Here is a 24,172-nt window from a genome sequence, read left to right as displayed (position 1 = left end):
ACCTATCAAGAAGCTGAACTCTAACTAGTCGCGCACAATCCACACGCAGACATCACGCTCAACGGTCAGCGCCGAATGCATTGGCGCACTAGACAACACAACTCGTGTGCCCTGTGGCAACTCGATGGCGTCGCCACCGATGTTGGTGAGCACAATAATGTTGTTGTTCTCAAAAGCGAGTACTTCTCCGGTGTGCTCAAATTCCGTGACCCACCCTAGGGAGCCAAGCCCAAGGTTGTGTTCCCGGCGAAGTTTCAGTGCCCGCTGGTACATGGAGAACGTGGAGTTGGCTGTCGCTTTTTGCACGTCGGCTGCGCAAGCTTTGTACGTGTCAGGCTGTGGCAACCAGGATTGTCCGGTTGTGGAAAATCCGTAGGCGGGGCTGTCCGCTTCCCACGGGATGGGGACGCGGCACCCGTCACGACCAGCTTCGGTGTGGCCCTTGCGTTCCCAAGCGGGGTCCTGGCGGTACTGATCGTCCAGGGTGGTGTGATCTGGTAGTCCCAGTTCTTCGCCTTGGTAGAGGTACGCCGACCCTGGTAGCGCGAGCATTTGTAGTGTTGCTGCGCGTGCCCGTCGCAGTCCAAGTGCAGCATCGGGTTGTGGGTCGTTTTTCCCGATGCCGTTGGGGTTGAGTTCCCCGGTTGCTAGGCCCATGCGTGATGCGTGGCGTACGACGTCGTGGTTGGACAGCACCCATGTTGTGGGCGCACCGACGTTGTCGTTTTCGCGGATTGATGCGTTGATGACGGTGCGTAGGGCTGCTGCATCCCACTTGGTGGTGAGATAGGAGAAGTTGAATGCTTGTTGCATTTCATCTTCGCGGACGTACATTGCTAGCCGTGAGAGGGGTTCAACCCAAGCTTCAGCGACAAGTGCTCGGTCGCCGTCGTAGGTTTCCATGACTTTGTGCCAGGACCGGTAGATTTCGTGGACCCCGTCTTGGTCGAACATTGGGCCAGAGTTGCCGCCACCGTTGCCACCATCTTCGTTAGGGGTGCCATCAGTTTTGATTTGGGTAGCGCCTTCGGCGGTGGTTCCTTCCACCATGGAGGTCAGACCGTTCCAGTCTGGTAGGCCAGCTGCTTTAACCATGCCGTGTGCGACGTCAATGCGGAATCCGTCGACTCCGCGGTCAAGCCAGAACCGCAGAATGGATTCGAAGTCTTCGCGGACCTCTGCGTTGTCCCAGTTCAGGTCTGGTTGACGGGTGTCGAACATGTGCAGGTACCACTGCTGGTCTGCGATGCCGTCTTCGCTGGCATTCCAGCGCTGGTCGACACGGGTCCATGCAGGGCCACCAAAGATTGATTGCCAGTTATTGGGTGGCAGTTCCCCGTTTTTCCCTTTGCCGTCGCGGAACATGTAGCGGTCGCGTTCGGGAGAGCCGGGGCCAGCGCTGAGGGCTTCTTTGAACCACTCGTGGTCATCGGAGGTGTGGTTGGGGACGAGGTCAACGATGACTTTGAGGTTGAGTTCGCGGGCCTTGGCGGCCATGGCATCGAAGTCGTCCAGGGTGCCAAAGAGTGGGTCGATCTGGCGGTAGTCAGCAACGTCGTACCCGGCGTCGGCTTGGGGAGATTTGTAGAACGGAGAGAGCCACAGGGCGTCGACGCCTAGTTCGCGTAGGTGGTCTAGCCGTTGGGTGATTCCTGCGATGTCGCCGATGCCGTCGCCGTTGGCGTCAGCAAATGAGCGGGGGTACACCTGGTAGATGACGGCATTGCGCCACCATTGTGCTGGGCCACTGTGGGGGGTGTGGAGGATGCTTACATCTGGCGACGTCGTGGTGAGTGTCAGTGCCACGGGTTCTCCGTTCGGTGGGTTGGGTCTGGGTTGTGATGCGGCGATCAGGTTTGGTGCCCTTGATACACATGTACCCGGGCGTCAGGCGATGTGCCAGTTGAATTGCGAACAATGAGTTCTGGGTGGAACAACAGTTCCTTGCGCGGTGTTGATGCCCCCTCTATCAGGGACACCAGTGCGGAGACTGCTGCTCCGGACATCGCTGCTACTGGTTGGCGGATGGTGGTGAGCGGTGGGTCAGTGAACCCAATGAGCGGGGAATCGTCGTATCCCACGATCGATACATCTTCGGGGACGCGTAGCCCTTGTTGTCGTGCGGAGCGTACTGCGCCAAGTGCCATGAGGTCCGAACCGCAGACTATGGCGGTGTGACGGGCTTCGAGTAGTTCCATGGCAGCTGCTTGACCACCTTCGACAGTGAACAATGAGGTGGCGACGTGCTGTTCAGTGTCGAGGATTCCAAGGTGGCGGGTGAGTGCTTCGCGGAACCCGCGGATTTTGCGTTGGGAGGTGATGAAACGGTCTGGTCCGATGGCTAGCCCGATGCGCTGGTGCCCTAGGGAAACGAGATGGCGTACGGCTAAGTCCATCGCTGCGACGTCGTCGCAGGAGATGAAAGGGGCTTCTATTTCTGATGCGAATCCGTTGACGAAGACCAGCGGGGTGTTTTGGGTGCGAAGTAGTTCGTAGCGTTGGTGGTTTGCCCTGGTATCTGCGTGGAGCCCGGCAACAAAGAGCATTCCATCGACGGAGTGGTCTTTGAGCATGTCGATGTATTCGTCTTCGGTTGTGCCGCCGGGGGACTGTGTGCACAGCAGCGGGGTGTATCCGCGTTGCGAGAGCAGAGATTCGATGGTTTGTGCGAAGGCTGGGAAAACGGGGTTGGTGAGTTCGGGGACGATCAGGCCGACCAGCCCAGCTGACCGGTTGCGTAGTTTGTCGGGGCGTTCATAGCCCAGTAGGTCCAACGCGGCGAGGACGGCTTGACGTGTTTCTGCTGCGACTCCGGGTTTTCCGTTAAGCACGCGGGACACTGTGGCGGTGGATACCCCTGCTTGTTCGGCGAGGTCGGTGAGGCGGGTTTTGTGCGGGCCCGACAGGTTGATGGCTGACGACACCTCGGACCTCCTTGTCGATTTCGTTGTCGTGCGTGGGTCGCTGTGCGGGCGACCGGGTGGGTGGGTTTTGCAAGGTCTTGCAAGGGGTGGTCTTGGACCCGAGTCTAACGCAGGAACGTCGTTGCTCCCTGGTAGATCGGTGGTTGTGGCCGTGTCCTGAACAGTGAGTGTACGGCCTGTTGCAAGCGATATCCAATCGTTGCATGAAAGTTTCTGCAACGGCTTGCAAATGTGGGCGAAAATCACCTAGTGTCTAGTCCATCAGGGTGATCGACCATGATCATTCCGTTCCCATCCCCGTCTTCATTGGAGATCAACGATGCAACGAAGCATCCCAGCAGTAGCTGCGGTCCTTGGCATGGCTCTCGTCTTGTCCTCATGCTCTGGCGAGTCTGACTCCCCAGAAACATCTGACCCTACGGCTTCAGAAGCTGCCCCATCGGGCTCAATGGTGATTTGGGTTGATGAAACCCGAATCAACGACTTCACCGATGTCATTGAAACGTTCAAGACTGAGCGCAACGTGAATGTCGAGGTGGTGCAAAAGGCATCAGGAGACATCCGTACTGAGTTCATTCAACAAGTTCCCACTGGCGAAGGCCCAGATGTGATCGTTGGAGCGCACGACTGGCTTGGCGAGCTCGTGTCCAATGGTGTCGTAGCTCCTGTGGAATTGGGTGACAAAGCAGCTGAGTTCACTGAAATCTCAACCCAGGCGTTCACCTATGAAGGAACAACTTACGGTGTTCCTTACTCGATTGAATCAATTGCGTTGGTCCGTAACGACGAACTCGTCTCCGAAACACCTGCCACCTTCGATGAACTGATCGAACAAGGCGAAGACCTTGACGCCAAGTACCCTGTCCTGCTCCAGCAAGGTGCTGAAGGCGACGCGTACCACATGTACCCGCTGCAAACATCATTTGGGGCTCCGGTATTCGCATACGAAAACGGCGCATACACAGCAGAGATCGGTATGGGAGGCGACGCTGGGCACGCGTTCGCTGAATACCTGAAGAAGCTCGGTGACGATGGCATCATCGACTCAAACATCGGCGGCGACCAAGCCAAAGAAGCATTCTTGGCGGGCGAGTCGCCCTACATGATCACTGGGCCGTGGTATGCCAGTGAGTTCGCTGCTGAAGGAATGGATATCTCCATCCACGAGATTCCTTCGGCAGGTGGTGAACCAGCTCAGCCTTTCACTGGTGTACAGGGCGCTTACATCTCCGCAAAGGCCGCAAACCCAGTGCTCGCGAATGACTTTGTGGTGAACTTCCTGTCCACCGAAGAAGCAGCTGACGCACTCTACGCTGCGGGTGGGCGCCAGCCCGCGCTGACCGCATCAGCGGAAAAGGTCGACAACGAACTCACAGTCGCATTTGGTGAGGTTGCCGCTAAGGGTGTTCCTATGCCATCACTTCCAGAAATGGGAGCCGTGTGGGGCTTCTGGGGAGCAACCCAAGTTGCGATCTTCTCAGGCCAAGAGAAGGACGCCCCCGCCGCGTGGGACAGCATGATCAGCAACATCGAAGAAGCGATGTCCGGTAGCTAATCATCACAACAGTTCACACCCGCAGTGAACTGACACACCTCGGGGGTCTTGCGCATGCGGGACCCCCGAGGCGTCACCGCCACACCACGAACCACACTTAGTGAAAACGCCCTCAGCCGTCAGGCTACGCGGGGACAATCCTCGAAGGAGAAACATGTCAGTCGGGCAGCAGGCGGGTTCACCGCCGCACTCGAAGAAGCGGCCATCGCGTCCACTGGGTGACGCCTCTGCGGCCCGTAACATCAGTAAAGGCTTTTTTGTGAAACTTGCCGTCATGGCAGGTTTCAACGCCGGTGGTGTCTACGGTTTGCTCTCGGCGTGGGCTGTGGGTACCTGGGGTCTTTTCGCCGGCCTCGTGGTTGCAGTCATCGTGGCGAACTGGGTGTATTTTTCGCGGCGTGCGATCCCCGGAAAATACCTTTACCCAGGGCTTTTGTTCCTCTTCACGTACCAATTGTTCACGATGGCCTACACCGGGTACGTGGCGTTTACTAACTACGGTGATGGACATAACTCCACGAAGGAAGACGCGATCTCCGCGATCCTGTCATACAACGAGAAGCGAGTCGAAGGTACTGCAGGGTACCCGCTTACCGTGTTGGAAGACAGCGATGGCGATATCCATTTTGGAATCGTTGACAACGGCGAACCTCGTGTTGGAGATAGTGAAGAAGGTTTCACCAACGTCGATGCAACAACAGATGGAACCCGCATTACTGCACTTGACGGGTACACAGTTCTTGGGTTTGGAGATATCGCCGCACGCCAAGATGAAGTAGTCAACCTCAGAGTCCCCATTAGCGATGACCCTAATGATGGATCACTGCGGACCACAGATGCCACCAACGCATATGTTTACCGTTCACTGTTGGAATATGACGAGTCCAGCGACCGCATGACCAACCTTGAAACAGGTGTCGAATACGCCCCGAATGACCGAGGGAATTTTGTTTCGCCTGATGGTGAAGAACTCACCCCAGGGTGGCGAGTTGGTGTGGGGTTTGAGAACTTCACCAAAATGTTCACCGACTCACGCATCTCTGGGCCGTTCTTCCAGATCCTCGTGTGGACGTTTGCGTTCGCCTTCTTATCGGTTGCCACCACATTCGCCCTCGGCCTAGCACTTGCACTGGTATTCAACGATCCACGGGTGCGGGGCCGCAAAATCTATCGTTCACTGCTGATTTTGCCCTACGCGTTCCCAGGCTTCCTGTCTGCCTTGGTGTGGCGTGGCATGCTCAACGAACGGTTCGGGTTTATCAACGAAGTTATCCTTGGTGGCGCAGCCGTGCCGTGGCTGACGGACCCGTGGCTCGCGAAGTTCTCCATCATCATGGTGAACCTATGGCTTGGGTTCCCCTACATGTTCCTCATTTGCACAGGGACATTGCAGTCGATTCCAGGAGATGTTCTGGAGTCCGCAAAGGTTGATGGCGCCTCACCGTGGCGCGTATTGCGCTCGATCATTCTGCCGTTGCTCATGGTCTCTACAGCACCACTGTTGATCTCCAGCTTTGCCTTCAACTTCAACAACTTCGCCCTGATATATATGCTCACTGGCGGTGGGCCGAACTTCAGTGGAAGCCCACTGATGATTGGTTCCACGGACATTCTGATCTCCATGGTGTACTCCGTGGCATTCGAATCAGGTGTGAAACAGTATGGTCTGGCTTCTGCCGTGTCGATTTTGATCTTCATTTTTGTGGGAGTGATTTCCTGGCTCGGATTCCGCAAAACAAAGCAACTGGAGGAGCTCTAAGATGTCCGCTGTTACAACACCAGAGACCTCCTACACGCTACGGGACGGCAAACTCCGCGGAGCATCGTGGTGGAAACAAGTCGGTTGGCGCCACATTGTTGGTGTCCTCGGTATCGCCTACGCGGTGTTCCCCCTCATCTACGTGTTCAGTGCGTCACTGAAACCACGCACCACACTCACTGGCTCGAACGAGTTGTTCTCCGAGTTCAGTCTCATCAACTACACCAACCTTTTTGACACCGGATTTAGTGACTGGGCTCTTAACTCGCTCTTTATCTCCACTGTCACCGCCATTGGAACAGTCCTCATGGGTGGGGCAGCGGCCTACGCGTTCTCCAGGTTCCGGTTTACCGGGCGCCGCGCATCGTTAACCGCACTGTTGATCATCCAGATGTTCCCTCAAATGCTTGCTGTGGTAGCGATCTTCCTGCTGCTGTTGTCTCTGCGTGAAGTCTTCCCCTTCCTTGGAGCCAACAACCAACTCGGTTTGATCGCGGTATACCTTGGTGGAGCACTCGGTGTGAACACCTTCTTGATGTATGGGTTCTTCAACACCGTGCCGCACGAAATCGACGAGGCAGCAAAAATTGACGGGGCAACCCACGCCCAGATTTTCTGGACCATGATCTTGCGCCTGGTGTCACCAATCCTGGCCGTCGTGGGGTTGCTGTCGTTCATCGGAACATACGGGGAATTCATCATCGCGAAAACGGTGCTCTCCCAAACCGACAAAATGACCCTCGCTGTGGGGCTCTACCAATGGGCAGCCGACGAACGTAACGCACCATGGGGGCTCTTCGCCGCCGGTGCGGTACTCGCCGCAATCCCCATTGTTGTGCTGTTCTTGTTCTTGCAAAAGTACATTGTGTCCGGCCTGACCGCCGGTTCCGTGAAGGGATAACCTAGCCCAATGCCCGCCGACACTCCCCGTGCACCTCACGTCAATCTCCCACCACACCACGACGGTTCCAGCCTGTACGTGTCCACAATGACACCCCAGCTGGGGGAGACCGTGACCGTACGGTTACGAGTGCCGGCGGGCATCAACGAACAGGCAGTGCACGTACGGATGGTACGTGACGGTGAGCCACGGCTCGCCACAGCGCTACTCACCCATGAAACAGCTGATGAACGCTGGTACGAGGCTGACGTTCTCGTCCACAACCCACGCACCAACTATCGCTTCCTCATCGTGCTGGACAACGGGTACGGGTGGCTCAATCAGCGCGGCTGGTTCTTGCACGACGTCCCCGATGCCAACGACTACCAACTCACCACCCACGCGCCCGCACCAGCATGGGTCCACGAAGGAATCATCTACCAAATCTTCCCCGACCGATTTGCCCGCTCATCCACAGCACCTGCACTCAGCGACACCGACCTTCCCCCGTGGGCGATCCCGGCAACCGACTGGAACACCGAACCCATTGCATCGGGAGCAGGAGTCAGCGAACACTTCTATGGCGGAGACCTCGACGGCATCGTCGAACACCTCGACCACATCCACAACCTCGGCGTGAAAACGGTATACCTCACCCCCATCTTCCCCGGGCGGTCCAACCACCGATACGACGCATCAACATTCGACGAAGTCGACCCCCTCCTAGGTGGAAACTCCGCCTACGAACGGCTTGCCACCGAAATCCACCACCGCGGCCTACGCATCATGGGAGACATCACCACCAACCACACCGGCGCCGGGCATGAATGGTTCCAACGCGCCAACAGTGACCCCACCGCACCCGAACACTCCTACTACTACTGGACACCGGGTGAACCAGGGTACGTGTGCTGGCTCGAACACGACTCCCTGCCAAAACTGAACTACACCTCACACGAACTACGCAACGCGATGATCAACGGCCCACAATCGGTCATCGGACGATGGATGCAAGCCCCCTTCAACCTCGACGGGTGGCGAGTGGATGTCGCCAACATGACAGGCCGCTACCGCGACCAAGACACCACACACGACATCGCCGCCACCATTCGCACCACGATGACCGGCCTCAACAACGAGGCACTACTCATCGCCGAACACTTCCATGACGCCTCCGCAGACCTCGGCCTCGGCGGATGGCACGGCAACATGAACTACTCCGCATTCACCCGGCCAATCTGGGGGTGGCTCGCCGCAGACGACGCCACCATCCCCGCCTTCGGGTTACCTGCGACGATGCCACGTATCGACGGGCACACCATGGTCGACACCATGCGCACCTTCGACTCGGTCTACCCCTTCACCACACTCCAAGCGCAATGGAACATGCTCGGTTCCCACGACACACCGCGACTGCGAACACTCGTCGGAACACCCGAACGCGTAGAACTCGCTGCCGCACTACTCTTCACCTACCTTGGATGCCCCGTCGTCTTCGCCGGCGACGAAGTTGGACTCACCGGCACAAACGGAGAACACGCGCGTCAAACCATGCCGTGGAATGACCCAACACGCTGGGACGCCACCACACACGACTTGTACCGCACACTCATCACACTGCGCGCCGCTCACCCAGCTTTAGCCACCGGATCGTTACGGTGGATCCACACAGACACCGACGCCGTCGTCTACCTCCGCGAAAACAACGACGAAGCGATCCTCATCAGCATCGCCCGCGCACCCTGGAGCGGCGCCACAATCCCCACAAGCATTGCCACCACCTCCGCCAGCCACCACGAAACACAGCCTCAACAGCCCACCACGCTCTACGGCAACCAGCCCTTACCCACCACAGGAAACGCGTACACCCTGCCCGGAATAGGCCCCGCCGTCCACATGTGGCGCATCAGATAGGGAAAACGCCCACCGATTGGATAGGGTTGCACTGTGACAACACGTGTGGCAGGACAACTCGCAACAGGCTATGGAGACGCCGACACCGAGCGCCTCGTCCAAGAAGCAGCGAAAAACCCCAACCGCACTCCCTTTGAACGCGACCGCGCACGGATCCTGCACTCCTCCGCGCTGCGCCGCCTCTCCGATAAAACCCAAGTGCTGGGGCCAGAAAGTAACGACTTCATCCGCAACCGCCTCACCCACACCCTTGAAGTAGCACAAGTAGGACGAGAACTAGGAAAAGCGCTCGGCTGCGACCCAGATATCGTTGACGCAGCCTGCCTCGCCCACGACCTCGGACACCCCCCATTCGGACACAACGGAGAACGCGCGCTCGCAGAAATCGCCAAAGATATCGGCGGATTCGAAGGCAACGCCCAGACGCTGCGACTCCTCACGCGCCTAGAAGCCAAGGTCTTCAGTTCGCTTGGCGTACCTGCAGGTCTCAACCTCACTCGTGCATCCCTCGACGCCTCAGTGAAATACCCCTGGTCTTACCCTGACCGTCCTGAAAAGGACGGCCAACGCACACACAAGTTTGGTGTCTACGACGATGACCTCCCTGTGTTCGACTGGCTCCGTGAGGGTGCCCCTGAGGGGCAGCGCTGCATGGAAGCACAAGTTATGGATCTCGCCGACGACATTTCCTACTCCGTCCACGACGTCGAAGATGCCATCGCTGGGGGAACCCTCGACCTCGCCATGCTCAACGCAGACGATGAGCAAACACGCGTTATTGACTACACCACTGACTGGTACGGGCACATCGTCTCCGCTGACGACCTCCGTGCAGCCATCGCCCGCCTGCGCTCAGCTCGCCTACTCAGCACCGACTTTGATGGTTCGCGTCGGGCACTCGCGGTACTGAAGGACTCCACTTCCCAGTTGATCGGAAGGTTCGCTCAAGCAGCTCAGGGCGCAACCCGTGAAGAATACGGCGACGGCCCGCTCACACGGTACAACGCCCACCTGATCGTGCCCCACGAAACCCTCGCCGAGATCCTTGTCCTCAAAGGTTTAGCCGTGGCCTATGTGATGGCGCCACGCGAAACCCAACGCACCTACATCGATCAACGCAGCATCATTGAAGACCTCGTCAAAGCGCTCACCATGCACGGTGCGCAAGCGCTGGAACCTGCATTCCGTGGTGACTGGCATGTTGCCCGTGACGATGCCGCACGCTTGCGAGTAGTCATTGACCAAGTAGCTTCCCTCACCGATGTGTCAGCACTGAGATGGCATGAACGTTGGTGCTCTCGGGGAGAGACACTGTTTCTATGACACCAGTGGTTGACACTGACTTGTTTTACCTTTTTGAAACCCCTTCGCGGAACATACTGCTGACATCGCGACGCACCGGAAGGACCAACACGTGGCTGGCTTGATTAAACGCGAGGACGTTGACGCTGTCCGCGAACGTGCCCGCATTGAAGACATTGTTGGCGAACACGTCACGCTTAAAACTGCTGGGGTTGGATCCATGAAAGGGCTTTGCCCCTTCCACGATGAAAAGTCCCCGTCCTTCCATGTGCGCCCCCAAGTAGGGCGCTACCACTGTTTTGGGTGCGGTGAGGGCGGAGACGTCATCAGCTTCGTCCAAAAAGTCGATGGCCTTACCTTTACCGAGGCCGTGGAGTACTTAGCTGGACGTGCAGGTTTGACGCTGCGGTACGAAGAAGGCGGCGAACGGCGCGGGGAGGAACCGGGCCGCAGGGCTAGGCTGCTAGACGCGCACCGGGTTGCCTCACGGTACTACCAAGACCACCTCATGTCCCCTGAAGCGGCGCCGGCGCGCGCATTCCTCGCGGAACGTAGTTTTACCCGCGAAGATGCTGCACACTTTGGGGTCGGATACGCCCCTAAGGGGTGGGATCACCTACTGAACCACTTACGGTCCAAAGGGTTCACCACTGAAGAACTCATCGCAACAGGCATGATGTCCCAAGGGCAACGAGGCATCTATGACCGATTCCGAGGCCGCCTCATGTGGCCCATTCGTGATGTCACAGGTGAAGTGATCGGGTTTGGTGCGCGCCGGCTCTACGAGGACGATCAAGGCCCCAAGTATCTCAACACCCCAGAGACCACTCTTTACCGTAAATCTCATGTGCTGTATGGGATTGACCTCGCCAAACGTGACATCGCAAAAGACAAACAGGTCGTCGTTGTGGAGGGATACACCGACGTCATGGCAGCGCACCTCTCAGGGGTCACCACAGCCGTGGCAACCTGTGGCACCGCGTTTGGGTCTGATCACGTCCGGTTTGTGCGCAGGCTCATTGGGGACACCCACACAGGCGGGGGAGTGCGGTTAGCTTCCGGCGATTCGGTGGGCGGCGCGATTATCTTCACGTTCGATGGTGATGCGGCCGGGCAAAAAGCGGCGATGCGTGCCTTTGGGGAGGATCAGCGTTTCTTGGCTCAAACTTTTGTTGCCGTCGAGCCGTCAGGGATGGACCCCTGCGAGTTGCGTCAAGATAAAGGGCCTAGTGCGGTGCGTGCTCTTGTTGAGGCGCGAGTGCCGATGTTCGAGTTTGTTATCAAAACCACGATCAATAGTTTCGACCTCAACACCGCGGAGGGGCGTGTTGCGGCGCTACGGCAGTGCGCCCCCGTGGTCGCGGCGATCCGTGATAATGCCTTGCGCCCTGAGTACACCCGCCTGTTAGCTGGCTGGCTGGGCATGGAATTTGAGTCAGTGCGTTCAGCCGTTCAGTTAGCTGGACGAGGTCAGGGGCGCCCAAACGCCGCTGGCACTGGTGAACCTGTTAATGCGGCAGCCCACGCCCTGTCCGTTGATGCGAAGGACCCGGTGGCTCGCCTTGAACGCCAAACACTTGAGGTGCTCTTGCAGCAACCGCACGCAGTGCCCGCCGCTGTCATGGACTCGTTGCCGGGGGAGGCATTCGCTGTTCCCGCGTGGCGGGCAGTGTTTGATGCGGTACGCGCTGCAGGGGGCGTAGGGCACGCACATGGTCTCAGCGCATCAGAATGGGTCGCAGTGGTGCTCGATAGCGCACCACTGCCGGTTCAGCCTCTCATCAACGAGTTGTCCGTGGCGCCGTTACCAGAAGACCGGCCCGATGCCATGGACAGTTATGTACACGGAATTGTTCGAGCGTTTATCGATATGGGGATCACCCGGCAGATCGGTGATGTGAAGTCTCGTTTGCAGCGTATGGAGTATGCCAGTGACCCAGAGGGGTACAACACGGTATATCGGTTGCTTTTGGACCTAGAAACCCAGCGCCGCCAACTTCGGGGTACGGACTAGCGCAGCGCTGGGAGGTGTCAACACGACCAGTGATCAGAGGATGATCCCCACACGCAAAGAGCGGAAGGCTGATGCCTTCCGCTCTTTTCTGCTCCCGCGACTGGATTCGAACCAGTAACCGTCCGATTAACAGTCGGATGCTCTGCCGTTGAGCTACGCGGGATCGTGTCCCTATGAAGTTGTTGCTCCCGCGACTGGATTCGAACCAGTAACCGTCCGATTAACAGTCGGATGCTCTGCCGTTGAGCTACGCGGGAAGGACTCACAGATGCCTCTTGGCACGCGTGATCCGCAGGTAAAACTTTAGCAGGTTTTCAGCGGTGCTCCGGACAAGTCATGGAAGCGGGCGACGACATCGTCAATTTTTGTCCGATCTTTTTCACCAGGTGTGGGGTGTGGTGTGTCGTGGAGAACTTCAATGAATAGCTCTCCATTGACGGGCCGGCGTAGGGCTACCCGCGCTTTCCTGCCATCTTTCAAGGGGACAGTCTCACTCATGACAACAGAGTGTTCAATGCGCTCCCGAATAGTTGTGAGGAACCGCACAGGTATTTTTGTGGGCATGGGTGCCGTCAATGCCTCAGCGGCGGTGGTGAACGTCACTGTTAGTAAAGAGGTGGTGGGGTCCCACGCGGCGCGATCAATGTGTGCCCACGGCCATGAGCGTGCTGGGGTGGGAGTTTCCGAGTCGGGGTCATGCAGTTTCGCGAAAATTAGCGCATCTGAGGTGGCGACGAGAAACTCCTCAGGGAGTGTTGATCTCTGCACAGGAGTCCAGGCGAGGACCTTTTGTGTAGAGGCTTCGCGCACAACGGTGCGAATGGAGGTGGGGAGGTGTGCTCGCGTGAACAACATGACACCACGTTAATGCCAGAAAGTGGCAAAAAACAGGTCGGAAACACGTTAATCTAGAACCTGCGCCCCAATAGCTCAGCTGGTTAGAGCAGGAGACTCATAATCTCTTGGTCGCGGGTTCAAGTCCTGCTTGGGGCACCACGAGGGCACGGGCTAGTGTGATAGCTAGACAAGTGTGCACAGCGCTGGATCACGCTGCGGGAGCAGCACGGGAGGGAAGCCATGGCGATGCGAGACATACGGGTTGTTCCTGATCCCGTGCTGCGTACCCGGTGTGAAGAAATCACCCACATTGATGCTGGGGTCAAAAGTCTTATCGAAGACTTGATGGAAACTGTCGATTATGAAGGCCGTGCTGGGTTGGCGGCGAACCAAATCGGTGTGAACCTGCGTGCCTTCGCATACAACGTGGATGATGACCTCGGATACGTCATTAATCCTGTGATCGTTGAAGTTTCCGAAGGGAAGTTTCAGGATGGCGACGAGGGGTGTCTCTCAGTGCCAGGCCTGTGGTACCCCACCCGGCGAGCGTTGTACGCCCGTGTTGAAGGCACTGATCTCGATGGTAAGAAAGTCATCGTTGAGGGTACTGACCTTATGGGACGCTGCCTGCAGCATGAGGTAGATCATCTCGATGGCATGCTCTACCTCGATCGTCTTGAACGCTCTGTTCGTAAGCGCGCTATGCAGGAGCTTCGCGCGTCCCTGTGACGCGCAGATGGCGCTTTGCCGTCTCGTTGGTGAACCGTAGGAAAGCCTATGGGGAGTGTGCGATGTTTTGCATTGCGCCCCTAGTGGTTATCAGGCAAGATGGTCACAGCACGTGGCACGTGCAACTCCGGATGAGGTCGTAGGGGAAGACGCACCTCACCCAAGGAGGATCAGATGGCTCGTGCCATAACACGTGGTGTTTTCTTTGTGCATTCTGCACCAAAGGCTATGTGCCCCCACGTTGAGTGGGCGGTCAGCAATGTCCTTGGAGTGAGGGTGCATTGTGAGTGGACCCCACAACCCGCTGCTCGTGGACTGATGCGAACCGAACTGTCATGGCAAGGGATGCAAGGTACGGGAGCGAAAATGGTTTCAGCCCTGCGTGGGTGGGATCAGCTTCGTTTCGAAGTTACCGAGGATCCTTCTGCTGGAGCAGACGGCTCACGCTGGAGCCACACTCCGTCTTTAGGGGTGTTCCATGCTCACGCTGATGTCCACGGCAATCTTGTTGTACCCGAAACCCGTATTCGTGCGGCGATGGAACATGCATACGACTCACACAGAATGCGTCGAGAGCTTGATCTTGCGTTGGGTAGTGCCTGGGACGCCGAGCTCGAACCATTCCGTTATGCGGGTGATGGTGCACCTGTGCGTTGGTTGCATCAGGTTGGCTGAACCTCACGTGCGGTTCCCATCGCTTTCCCCTTAATCCAATAGGCGACTATTTGGGTGTGCACCGTAGCTGCACCGGGGCGGGCTTTTGCTGCTTTTCGGATGTTCTTCATTGACCCGCTTTCACCGGCGGCCCACACCTGCCATCCAGGGCGAGTGAAGAATTCACTCAAGTGATCTGCTGCCCATTGGCCATGAAGTAGGTTGTGTCGCTCCAACTGGGGGTGGTAAGCCAACGGGGTAAGTGTGTCACCTTCATCAGTTATTTCAGTGAACACAGTGATGGGCAGTGTGGCAGGCCACTGAGCAATGATGCTATTGGCTGCTGGGATTGAGCTAGCGTCCGCAAAGAGAAGTAAACCGTTGGCAGCTGGGGCACGTGAGAAAGGTTCAGAACCTAAAGATTGCACTGTGATGGTGTCGCCGGGAGAGGCTAATGTGGCCCATTCGCTGGCCGGGCCAACTGGTTCATGGATCACAAAATCAACGTCGATTTCGTTGCTCTCCGGCCGAGCCTGAGCAATTGTGTAAGCCCTTTGATATTCCTTAGATCCGCCCCGTGTGTCGGGAAACCAAAAACGCAGCCATGATGCAGGCCCCGGGCTGAGGTGGGCAAAGAGCGTTGGTGCGTGGAAATGGAGCCGAAGGAGTGACGGGGTGATTTCTGTTTTGTTCTGCAAGGTTAACGTGATATCCCGTGCCCCCAGGACTTTGAGAATAACTCCGTTGATTCCGCGCCCCATGGTGCACTCCTTGTGTCAAAAACCATCAAAAAATGAGAAACTGCTGTCAGTTAGGTTAGCCTAATTTTGCTGGTCACGGGATGCACACTGGGAGAGGTTTCACAAACACGACGATGGCCCGACGTTGTCACGTCAGGCCATCGTGTTCACTGTGTCCCAGTAATGTGCTTTTGAGTACGGCACCTAGTTGTGTGAGAACTTAAGCGTTGCGAACCACAAGGGCAACATTGTGCCCGCCAAATCCGAAGGAATTGTTCAATGCGGCGATATCACCACGTGGTAGTTCGCGGGGGGTGTCCCGGACCAAGTCCAAGGTAAGTTCTGGGTCGGGATTGTCCACGTTGATGGTAGGTGGTGCCACGCGGTCATGAACAGCAAGCACAGTGAAAATAGTTTCAAGTGCGCCCGCGCCGCCAAGCAGGTGCCCGGTGAGTGACTTAGTGGCTGAAAGTTTGATTTGGTCTGCGTTGTCACCAAAGAGGGTACGAACAGCGCGAGCTTCGATGAGGTCACCCACGGTTGTAGACGTTGCGTGTGCGTTGACGTGGTGAACGTCTGACAAGTCAACGCCAGCATTCTTCAATGACATCGTCATAGCAGCGATTTGCCCACGCCCGGTAGGTTCGGGTGAGGTCAGGTGATAGGCGTCTGAAGAAAGACCGACACCGGAGACCTGGGCGTAAATTTTTGCACCGCGTGCTTTTGCATGTTCTTCGCTTTCGAGAACAACAATCCCCGCACCTTCTGCCATGACAAAGCCATCACGGTCTTGGTCGTATGGGCGCGATGCGCCAGCAGGGTTGTCATTGCGCTGTGACAGGGTGCGTGACGCTGCAAAAGCAGCAAGAGGCATGGGGTGGAGGCAGGCTTCAGTTCCACCGGCGACGACAACGTCGGCGCGGCCGAGCCGAATCATGTCAACGGCGTAACCGATTGCTTCCGCACCGGATGCGCAGGCAGAAACGAGAGCATGAGCACCAGCCTGAGCACCGATTTCCAACTCAACATACGCAGCAGGGGAGTTGGGCATGAGCATGGGTACTGTCATCGGAAGAACGCGGCGTCCACCACGTTCCCGGAGTGTGTCCCAACCATCCAATGTTGTCCAAATGCCACCAATACCCGAGGACACAACGGCACCGAGACGTGTGGGGTCGACGTCGGGGGATCCTGCATCAGCCCAAGCTTCACGGGTGGCAATGATTGCGTACTGCGCGGAGGGATCCATTTTTTTCATCTCAGGGCGAGCCAATACTTCTTCTGGCTTCACCTTGATTTGAGCGGCGAAATTCACGCCGATCCCGTACTTTTCCGCCCAGTCGTTATCGAGCGTGCGGGCACCTGACTCACCGGCCAGCGCTGCTTTCCACGTTGATGCGACATCGCCGCCGAGCGGGGTGGTCGCACCAAGACCGGTTACAACTACGTTGGTCGACATGACTCTCCTTGGACAGTGGGGGTGTGGGGTGCGCGGGCACCCCACACGGGGTGATGAATCAGCCCTGGGCGCCGACGATGAAGTTCACAGCGTCGCCGACGGTGTTGAAGTCCTTTGCGGCCTCGTCAGGGATGGTGACCTCAAACTTGTCTTCAGCGTGAGTCACGATGGTCATGATTGACAGTGAGTCGATGTCGAGGTCGTCGACGAAGGACTTATCAGCGGTGACTGTCTCAACGGCCAAGCCGGTTTCCTCAGCGACGATCTCGGCGAGGCCAGCGAGGACTTCCTGTTCGGTGTAAGCCATAAGTGTTTCTCCTTGTTTCAGTGATGAAGCAACGCTTCGTCTGGTGGGTTACGGCAGGACGATGACCTGTGCCGCGTAGGCGAGGCCGGCGCCAAAGCCGATCTGCAGGCACACGTCTCCAGACTTCGCGGTGCCTTCAGCGAGAAGGCGGTGCGCTGCCAGGGGGATGGATGCTGCGGAGGTGTTGCCTGTGTCCGCGATATCGCGGCCGACGACAACGTGTTCAGGCAGTTTGATCTGCTTGATCAACTGGTCGATGATACGCATGTTTGCCTGGTGAGGCACAAACACATCGATGTCTTGTGGGGTCAGGCCCGCTGCGTCAATAGCTTCCAAAGCAACTGGTCCCATTTTGAAACTTGCCCACTTGAACACGGAAGGACCGTCTTGGCGCAGTGTGGGGAACCCGAGTTCTGGGTTAGCACCCATTTCTTGCCATGAGTGGGTTTGGTAAATAGAGCCAGCTTTTGTGCCGTCAGCACCCCACACGGTCTTCCCGATGCCGGGGGTATCTGATGGTCCAACAATTGCTGCCCCAGCGCCGTCTCCTAGTAGGAAGGAAATAGAGCGGTCCGTGGGGTCAATGAAGTCCGACATTTTTTCGGCGCCGATGACCAACACATATTTGGCGGTACCGGCGCGAACAAACGCATCGGCCTGAGCAATACCGTAGGTGTACCCGGCGCATGCCGCAGAAATGTCGTACGCAGCAGCAGGGTTTGCGCCAATACGTTCCGCGACAATCGCAGCTGCTGCAGGTGTTTGGTGAAAGTAGGTGACCGTTGACAAGATGACTGCGCCAATGTCGCTGGCAGCGATCCCGGTAGTGTTCAGGACATCTTGTGCCGCGTTCACGGCGAGGTCAATCACAGACAGGTCGGCGTCTGCACGGCGGCGGGTGATGATGCCGGTGCGCTGGCGAATCCACTCGTCAGAGGAATCAATCGGCCCAGCGATGTCGTCGTTAGTGACGACGTTCTCACCCCGGTAAGCACCGAATCCGTAGATGCGCGAGAACTGGGACCCTGCTGCTTGCTTAAGCGTTGCCATCGGTTTCCTTGGTGTTATCAGGCGTGTGTAGAGACAAAGTCAAGTGCGGCAGGAACATCAGCAGCCGATTTCACCGCGAAAAGTTCCACACCAGGCAAAGAGCGCTTAGCAAGACCAGTGAGCACGCCTGCTGGGGCAAGCTCAAGAATGCCGGAAACGCCGCTGTTGCCGAGTGTCTCTTGGCACAGGTCCCACCGGACAGGGGACGTGATTTGGTGAACGAGACGTTCAACAACGTCGCTGCCCGTTCCATGACCGTGCTCACCCCCGGTGAATGCTGCCCCGTCGCGGTTGCTGAGTAGTGGGGTGTGCGGTGAAGCAGTCGGCCAAGTGGCCGCAATCTCACGGAACTCATCTTGCGCACTAGCCATAAACCGGGTGTGGAATGCTCCGGCGACCTGCAATGGGATAACCCGTGCCCGAGTAGGAGGGTTGGCAACCAGCTTCTCGATGCCTTCCACCGAACCTGCAGCAACAACTTGGCCAGCAGAGTTCATATTTGCCGCAGACAAACCAGCAGCGTCAATGGCGTCAAGAACCTCATCAGGCTTCCCGCCGACAACAGCTGCCATTCCGGTAACCTCAGCCGCCGCAGCGCGAGCCATAGCCCGAGCACGGTGTGCAACTAAGCCAACGGCTTGCGCCGGGCTCATGGCGCCAGCAAGTGCTGCTGCGGAGAACTCTCCAACAGAGTGGCCTGCAACAACAGATGGGCGAGCAGCCAGCGGATCAACGCCGAAGATTGCCTGAGCCGCCAATAGTGAGGTAGCAACAATCAGTGGCTGAGCTATTGCGGTGTCACGGATAGTGTCAGCGTCAGAGAGCGTGCCGTGGGCAATAAGGTCCACGGAGGAAGCGTCACTCAGTTCCTCAAGGAAAGGACGGGTCGCAGGAAGCTCAAGCCACGGCTCAAGCATGGACGGTGTCTGGGAGCCCTGTCCCGGGCAAACTACTGCAAGCACGGTACCTACTTTGCCTGATAGTGGCGCTGTTCGCCCGGTACTGACGTGTACCAAGTCCGCACACCTGTTTTGTAGGAAGCAAACAATACGTTCATGGTCACCACGAGAACACCAGCAGAAACGCCGAGAAACTTTTGGAGAGAAAATCGAAAAATGGTTAGTGTCACAACGGTTCTGGGAGCCGCCCTGCCGCTAAAGCAACCTGCAACACAAACGACTCACGAGCGTCGAGCGGGTCCCACCCAGTCAACTCGGCAACTTTACGTAAGCGATAACGCACAGTATTGGGGTGGACGTACAAGTCACGAGCAGCACCCTCTAAAGAACGCCCAGTGCCTAAGTATGCTGACAAAGTCTCTAACAATGAACCACCCGAGCCGGAGAGGGGCTCAAAAGCTTGCGCCACAAGTGCAACACGAGCCAAAGGGTCACCAATAAGCATGCGTTCGGGCAAGAGTTCGTCAGCACCAACAGGTCGCGGAGCTCCCGGCCAAGCAGAGACAGCCTCCAGGCCTGCAAGAGCCGCAGAAGCGCTACGTGGGGCATCATCCAATGTTGGGACAACAGGGCCAATGATGACCGGACCCGCACCGAAACGAGGTGCCAGCGACTCCGCAGCCGACACCAAATCACCATGACCGCCCAACACCAAAACCAAACGATCACCCTGAATGCCAACCAGGACATCGTCGAAAACGCGGCGCGTCGCACGGCGCAGATCAGCAGATTTCACATCGTCAAATGCTGATGCAGTGGAGCCAACCATGACCACAACTTTGCCGGTCCCAGACCAGCCCAGTGTAGAAACCCGAGATCGCAAAGTTTTGTCTCGGTCGCCACGCACAATCGCGTCAACGACGAGAGCCTCTAACCGGGCATCCCAAGCACCACGCACTTCAGCGGCACGAGCGTAAACTTCCGCCACTTCAAAGGCGACTTCACGCGAATAGCGCAACACTGCTTCACGCAGGTCACGTTCCTGGCCGGGGGCTGCCAACCGGTCGCTGTAAGCCTCAACAACCTCAACAACGCAGCGCACAATTTGCAACGTGTGCTGCAGCGAAATGGAACGAGTGAGGTCCTGTGGTGCAACAGAAAACATGTCACCAGGTGTCCGGCCAGACTGGCCGGCAGAGGTATACCAGTCGATGAATGCGGTGATGCCTTGTTGTGCAACAAGGCCCACCCACTGGCGTTCCTCGCGAGGCAAAGTCTGGTACCACGGAAGGTCTTCGTCGAGTTTCTTCAAGGCAGCCGACGTCAACAAACCGGCACCTTCGCGCACCCGTTGTTGGTTTGCTTCAGAAGCAGGCACATGACCAATGAGCTCTGCTGGCTGGGAAACTGGGGATGTCATGTTCCGAGCATAAGCAGCACTTGTGGGTTTCCCACAACAACGGTCCACTCACCGGGCGGGTCGCCACGGATGAAAACCACAGGTCAGCCCAAGTTACCGCCAAGAAAAGCCAAAACAAGGGTAGAGTCTTTGTATGGCCCTCATGCCCAGAATCAAACAGTTACTGCAACGAACAACGACGGCGTCAACTGTAGGACGACGGCGGGAAACACCACACCCTGCCAAGAACGTCATCCAAGAGGACGCACTGCGAGCCATGCTCGCAGAAGACCCAAACAACGAGCACGCTTTCCTTGCGCTCGTTGACGTCGTTGGCCGCAACTGTGCCGAGGACGGCACAGAACACGATGATCCACTCGCCGCCGAGATCGACATCACCGCCCGAACATCCCGCGACGAGAAATACCGCAGCAGCCTGTGGGCGCTCGCTGAAGAATATGCAGGACACCCCAAAGCGTGGTTCCCACTTGTGCAGCTTGCACGTTTGTCACTACCGGAAAACCCTGAAGACGCCACCCGGCGCCTGAACGCAGCGGTGTCACGCGATGACTCAGGAGCAGCCCTTGCCACCGCATTGATGTTGCTTCGTGAGTTCGACTTGGCGTCTGAGGCTTACCTGTTAGGAGTTGGCCACTGGATTGCCCGCCAACACCTTCCAGAAGCCGGTGTGCAGGTTGTTCGGGCATCTTTGGATGCTGGACGGTTTGCTGATGCTCGACGGTTCCTTGCGGAGCTGTTGGAGCACTCTTCACCAGATGAAGTAGATGCCGTGGATGCCGCGCTCGTGCGCGACGTCAACTCAGGGGCGAACGCTTAATCACGCTCCAGCACAATCAAAAACGGTGGGGCCCAACTCAATTGAGTTGGCCCCCACCGTTATGTGCAGGTCTATTGCTTGCGCGAGTGAGCTTTACGCATCTCCGCCAGCAGAACCAGAGGTGCCAGCTGCCACATTGTGCAGGTCATACTTCTCGATAGCCTGTGCCTGAAGTTCTGCGGACACCTCGCCGCGGCGGGCGAGCTCCTGCAGAGCCTTCACGACAACGGATGGGCCGTCGATCTTGAAGTAGCGACGTGCGGCAGCGCGAGTGTCGGAGAACCCGAAACCATCTGCACCAAGCACTGCGTAGTCACCTGGAATCCAGGTGCGTACTTGGTCTTGCACAAGGTGGTCGTAGTCGCTGGTTGCGATGAACGGACCTTGAGCATCTTGGAGCTTCTGGGTCAGGTACGCCTGGCGCTGTTCTTGACCTGGGTTGAGGAAGTTGTGCTGGTCAGCAGCAAGACCGTCACGGCGTAGTTCGTTCCATGAGGTTACTGACCAGACATCTGCGACAACGCCCCAGTCTTTCTTGAGCAGTTCAGCAGCTTCCAAAGCCCATGGCACACCGACACCAGAGGACAGCAACTGAACGCGGGGCCCATCGCCTTCGCCGGCAGCTACACGGTGGATACCGCGCAGGATGCCGTCAACATCAACATCTTCGGGCTCTGCAGGTTGCTGCATGGGCTCGTTGTACACGGTGAGGTAGTACATGATGTTCGGGTCGCGTGGGTCGGACTCGTCATACATGCGCTTGAGACCGTCGCGCACAATGTGGCGGATCTCGTAACCGTATGCGGGGTCGTACTGGACCACAGAGGTGTTTGTTCCCGCAATGAGGGGGGAGTGGCCGTCAGCGTGCTGGGTGCCTTCACCGGTCAGTGTGGTGCGCCCTGCCGTTGCTCCAATGATGAAGCCACGGGTGAGTTGGTCTCCGGCTGCCCAGAACTGGTCACCGGTGCGCTGGAACCCGAACATCGAGTAGAAGATGTAGAACGGGATGAGCGGCTGACCGTGGGTGGCGTATGACGTTCCCACTGTTTGGAAGGCAGATGCGGAACCGGCTTCGTTGATGCCGGTGTGCATGATTTGGCCGGACTCAGACTCTTTGTAGGAGAGCATGAGGTCACGGTCAACTGCGAGGTAGTTCTGACCCAGCGTGTTGAAGATCTTCGCGGTGGGGAAGATCGAGTCAAGACCGAAGGTGCGAGCTTCATCAGGGATGATCGGCACAATGCGGTGACCGAATTCTTTGTCCTTGATGAGTTCTTTGAGCAAACGGACGAACGCCATGGTGGTGGCGACTTCTTGCTTGCCGGAACCCTTGGAAAGCACCTCATAAGTTTTGTCACCAGGCAACGTCACGGCGACGTGCTTGTCGCGACGCTCTGGGACATAGCCGCCAAGCTGACGACGACGGTCGAGCATGTACTCGATCGCGGGGTCGTCCATACCTGGGTGGTAGTAGGGCGGCAAGTACGGGTTGGCTTCAAGTTGCTCATCGGTGATGGGGATGTGCAGCGTGTCACGCAGAGTCTTGAGCTCTTCGAGCCCAACCTTCTTCTTCTGGTGTGTTGCGTTACGCCCAGCAAACCCGGAACCCAAGCCATAACCCTTAATGGTTTTCGCGAGGATCACAGTGGGTTGGCCAGTGTGTGAGCGAGCAGCTGCGTACGCTGCAAACAACTTGCGGTAGTCGTGGCCACCGCGCTTGAGTGCCCAGATTTCGTCGTCGCTCATGTTTTCAACGAGCTTCTTGGTGCGTGGGTCGCGACCAAAGAAGTGTTCGCGAACAAAAGCGCCGTCGTTTGCCTTGTAGGTCTGGTAGTCACCGTCTGGTGTGCTGTTCATGAGGTTAACCAAGGCGCGGTCTTTATCAGCATTGAGCAGGGTGTCCCACTCACGGCCCCACACAACCTTGATGACGTTCCAGCCTGCACCCTTGAACTGCGCTTCGAGTTCTTGGATGATTTTGCCGTTTCCACGGACCGGACCGTCGAGGCGCTGCAGGTTGCAGTTCACCACGAAGGTCAGGTTGTCCAACTGCTGCTGGGCAGCGTGTTGGAGCATGCCGCGTGACTCTGGTTCATCCATTTCCCCGTCACCCAGGTAGGCCCACACGTCCTGCTGTGAGGTGTCCTTGATGCCACGGTTGTGCAGGTACTTGTTGGTCCACGCTTGGTAGATCGCCTCAGCAGGCCCAAGCCCCATCGATACGGTGGGGAATTCCCAGAAGTCTGGCATCTGGCGAGGGTGTGGGTAGGAAGGCAAGCCTTTGCCTTCACCCAAGGAGTGCTCTTGACGGAAGCCATCTAGTTGTTCACCAGACAGGCGCCCTTCGAGGAATGCGCGGGCATAGACACCGGGGGAGGCGTGACCTTGGAAGAAGATCTGGTCACCGCCACCTGGGTGGTCCTTGCCGCGGAAGAAGTGGTTCAATCCCACCTCGTACAGGGTGGAAACTGACGCGTACGACGAGATGTGTCCACCAACGGACACCTCTGGTCGCTGTGCGCGGGTCACCAAGACGGCGGCGTTCCATCGGATCCATGAACGGTAACGGCGCTCAAGGACCTCGTCACCGGGGAAGTATGGTTCCTCGTGAACACCAATGGTGTTGACGTAGGGGGTGTTGACTGACGTGGGGATGGCAACATTGCGTTCCCGGGCCCGCTTGAGGAGGCTCAGGAGCACGTAGCGTGCACGTGGGCCGCCTGCCTCGTCGATCAGTCCGTCCAGCGATTCGATCCACTCGCCGGTTTCTGCAGGGTCGATATCCGGCACCTGACTCAACAGGCCGTTGATCAAGGGCCCGGTTTGCTCGTTCGCGGCCACAGTCCGTCCTCTACTACGTGTCGTGAGAAGCGGGGGTCCCCCGGTCCTCGCCTTCCCGGTCTTGGCATCTG

At 57.6% G+C, this 24,172-nt stretch carries 19 protein-coding genes and 3 tRNA genes; 10 read left to right on the top strand and 12 right to left on the bottom strand.

Going from position 1 to position 24,172, the window contains the following annotated elements; genetic code table 11:
* Positions 1-24 precede the first annotated feature (24 nt).
* Positions 25-1,806, bottom strand: coding sequence for a glycoside hydrolase family 13 protein (locus G538_RS0109885; RefSeq protein WP_029069195.1), 1,782 nt, complete (start codon positions 1,804-1,806; stop codon positions 25-27).
* 44 nt (positions 1,807-1,850) lie between these two features.
* Entirely contained in the window at positions 1,851-2,924 is a 1,074-nt protein-coding gene (locus G538_RS0109880) for a LacI family DNA-binding transcriptional regulator (protein ID WP_245566845.1), read from the bottom strand.
* Positions 2,925-3,243: 319 nt separating this feature from the next.
* Between G538_RS0109880 and G538_RS0109875 the strand changes: the two genes are divergently transcribed.
* The 6 genes from G538_RS0109875 to dnaG all read left to right on the top strand — a co-directional run bounded on the left by G538_RS0109875 (position 3,244) and on the right by dnaG (position 12,348).
* Positions 3,244-4,479, top strand: coding sequence for a sugar ABC transporter substrate-binding protein (locus G538_RS0109875; RefSeq protein WP_029069193.1), 1,236 nt, complete (start codon positions 3,244-3,246; stop codon positions 4,477-4,479).
* A gap of 154 nt (positions 4,480-4,633) precedes the next feature.
* Positions 4,634-6,238, top strand: a complete 1,605-nt coding sequence (locus tag G538_RS0109870; RefSeq protein ID WP_029069192.1) for an ABC transporter permease subunit — start codon at positions 4,634-4,636, stop codon at positions 6,236-6,238.
* 1 nt (position 6,239) lies between these two features.
* Entirely contained in the window at positions 6,240-7,139 is a 900-nt protein-coding gene (locus tag G538_RS0109865; protein WP_029069191.1) for a sugar ABC transporter permease, read from the top strand.
* A gap of 9 nt (positions 7,140-7,148) precedes the next feature.
* A complete protein-coding gene (locus tag G538_RS0109860) occupies positions 7,149-9,032 on the top strand; it encodes a glycoside hydrolase family 13 protein (protein WP_029069190.1) in 1,884 nt (627 codons plus the stop codon).
* A 33-nt stretch (positions 9,033-9,065) separates the two neighbouring features.
* Positions 9,066-10,355 carry a deoxyguanosinetriphosphate triphosphohydrolase gene (locus tag G538_RS0109855; protein WP_029069189.1) on the top strand — a complete coding sequence of 430 codons (1,290 nt, stop codon included), beginning with the start codon at positions 9,066-9,068 and terminating at the stop codon, positions 10,353-10,355.
* 91 nt (positions 10,356-10,446) lie between these two features.
* On the top strand, positions 10,447-12,348 hold the full coding sequence (gene dnaG / locus G538_RS0109850; RefSeq protein WP_029069188.1) for a DNA primase: 1,902 nt from the start codon (positions 10,447-10,449) through the stop codon (positions 12,346-12,348).
* Between the two features lie 91 nt (positions 12,349-12,439).
* Here the strand turns inward: dnaG and G538_RS0109845 are convergent.
* The 3 genes from G538_RS0109845 to G538_RS17400 form a co-directional block, all read right to left on the bottom strand.
* Positions 12,440-12,511, bottom strand: a tRNA-Asn gene (locus tag G538_RS0109845).
* 22 nt (positions 12,512-12,533) lie between these two features.
* Positions 12,534-12,605: transfer RNA gene (locus tag G538_RS0109840), tRNA-Asn, on the bottom strand.
* A gap of 46 nt (positions 12,606-12,651) precedes the next feature.
* Positions 12,652-13,203, bottom strand: a complete 552-nt coding sequence (locus tag G538_RS17400; protein ID WP_051196911.1) for a hypothetical protein — start codon at positions 13,201-13,203, stop codon at positions 12,652-12,654.
* A 64-nt stretch (positions 13,204-13,267) separates the two neighbouring features.
* On the opposite strand from G538_RS17400, the gene G538_RS0109830 reads away from it, so the two are divergent.
* The 3 genes from G538_RS0109830 (at position 13,268) to G538_RS0109820 (ending at position 14,589) form a co-directional block, all read left to right on the top strand.
* A tRNA-Ile gene (locus G538_RS0109830) sits at positions 13,268-13,344 on the top strand.
* A gap of 81 nt (positions 13,345-13,425) precedes the next feature.
* Positions 13,426-13,914 (top strand): peptide deformylase, encoded by a 489-nt coding sequence (gene def / locus G538_RS0109825; protein WP_029069187.1) that lies wholly within the window; start codon positions 13,426-13,428, stop codon positions 13,912-13,914.
* Between the two features lie 174 nt (positions 13,915-14,088).
* A complete protein-coding gene (locus G538_RS0109820) occupies positions 14,089-14,589 on the top strand; it encodes a DUF3145 domain-containing protein (protein WP_029069186.1) in 501 nt (166 codons plus the stop codon).
* Here the strand turns inward: G538_RS0109820 and G538_RS16135 are convergent.
* The 6 genes from G538_RS16135 to G538_RS16130 all read right to left on the bottom strand — a co-directional run bounded on the left by G538_RS16135 (position 14,577) and on the right by G538_RS16130 (position 20,443).
* Entirely contained in the window at positions 14,577-15,329 is a 753-nt protein-coding gene (locus tag G538_RS16135) for a siderophore-interacting protein (RefSeq protein ID WP_051196909.1), read from the bottom strand. The two genes, G538_RS0109820 and G538_RS16135, sit on opposite strands and share 13 nt — an antisense overlap.
* A gap of 199 nt (positions 15,330-15,528) precedes the next feature.
* Positions 15,529-16,767 (bottom strand): beta-ketoacyl-ACP synthase II, encoded by a 1,239-nt coding sequence (gene fabF, locus G538_RS0109810; protein ID WP_029069185.1) that lies wholly within the window; start codon positions 16,765-16,767, stop codon positions 15,529-15,531.
* A 58-nt stretch (positions 16,768-16,825) separates the two neighbouring features.
* Positions 16,826-17,074, bottom strand: a complete 249-nt coding sequence (locus G538_RS0109805) for an acyl carrier protein (protein WP_029069184.1) — start codon at positions 17,072-17,074, stop codon at positions 16,826-16,828.
* A 48-nt stretch (positions 17,075-17,122) separates the two neighbouring features.
* Positions 17,123-18,124 carry a beta-ketoacyl-ACP synthase III gene (locus tag G538_RS0109800; protein WP_029069183.1) on the bottom strand — a complete coding sequence of 334 codons (1,002 nt, stop codon included), beginning with the start codon at positions 18,122-18,124 and terminating at the stop codon, positions 17,123-17,125.
* A 17-nt stretch (positions 18,125-18,141) separates the two neighbouring features.
* On the bottom strand, positions 18,142-19,086 hold the full coding sequence (locus G538_RS0109795; protein ID WP_029069182.1) for an ACP S-malonyltransferase: 945 nt from the start codon (positions 19,084-19,086) through the stop codon (positions 18,142-18,144).
* A gap of 163 nt (positions 19,087-19,249) precedes the next feature.
* Positions 19,250-20,443 carry a PucR family transcriptional regulator gene (locus G538_RS16130; RefSeq protein ID WP_051196908.1) on the bottom strand — a complete coding sequence of 398 codons (1,194 nt, stop codon included), beginning with the start codon at positions 20,441-20,443 and terminating at the stop codon, positions 19,250-19,252.
* A 133-nt stretch (positions 20,444-20,576) separates the two neighbouring features.
* On the opposite strand from G538_RS16130, the gene G538_RS16125 reads away from it, so the two are divergent.
* The gene (locus tag G538_RS16125; protein ID WP_051196906.1) at positions 20,577-21,260 is read left to right on the top strand and encodes a hypothetical protein; all 684 of its coding nucleotides are present in this window, start codon (positions 20,577-20,579) and stop codon (positions 21,258-21,260) included.
* Positions 21,261-21,353: 93 nt separating this feature from the next.
* Here G538_RS16125 and aceE read toward each other — a convergent pair whose 3' ends face one another.
* Positions 21,354-24,101, bottom strand: a complete 2,748-nt coding sequence (gene aceE, locus G538_RS0109780; RefSeq protein ID WP_029069181.1) for a pyruvate dehydrogenase (acetyl-transferring), homodimeric type — start codon at positions 24,099-24,101, stop codon at positions 21,354-21,356.
* Positions 24,102-24,172 lie beyond the last annotated feature (71 nt).

The organism is Jonesia quinghaiensis DSM 15701, assembly GCF_000423205.1.
In the GTDB taxonomy this organism is placed as follows: Bacteria; Actinomycetota; Actinomycetes; order Actinomycetales; family Cellulomonadaceae; genus Jonesia; species Jonesia quinghaiensis.
Note: the sequence above shows the minus strand (reverse complement) of the source record. Positions and strands in the feature narration are given on the sequence as shown.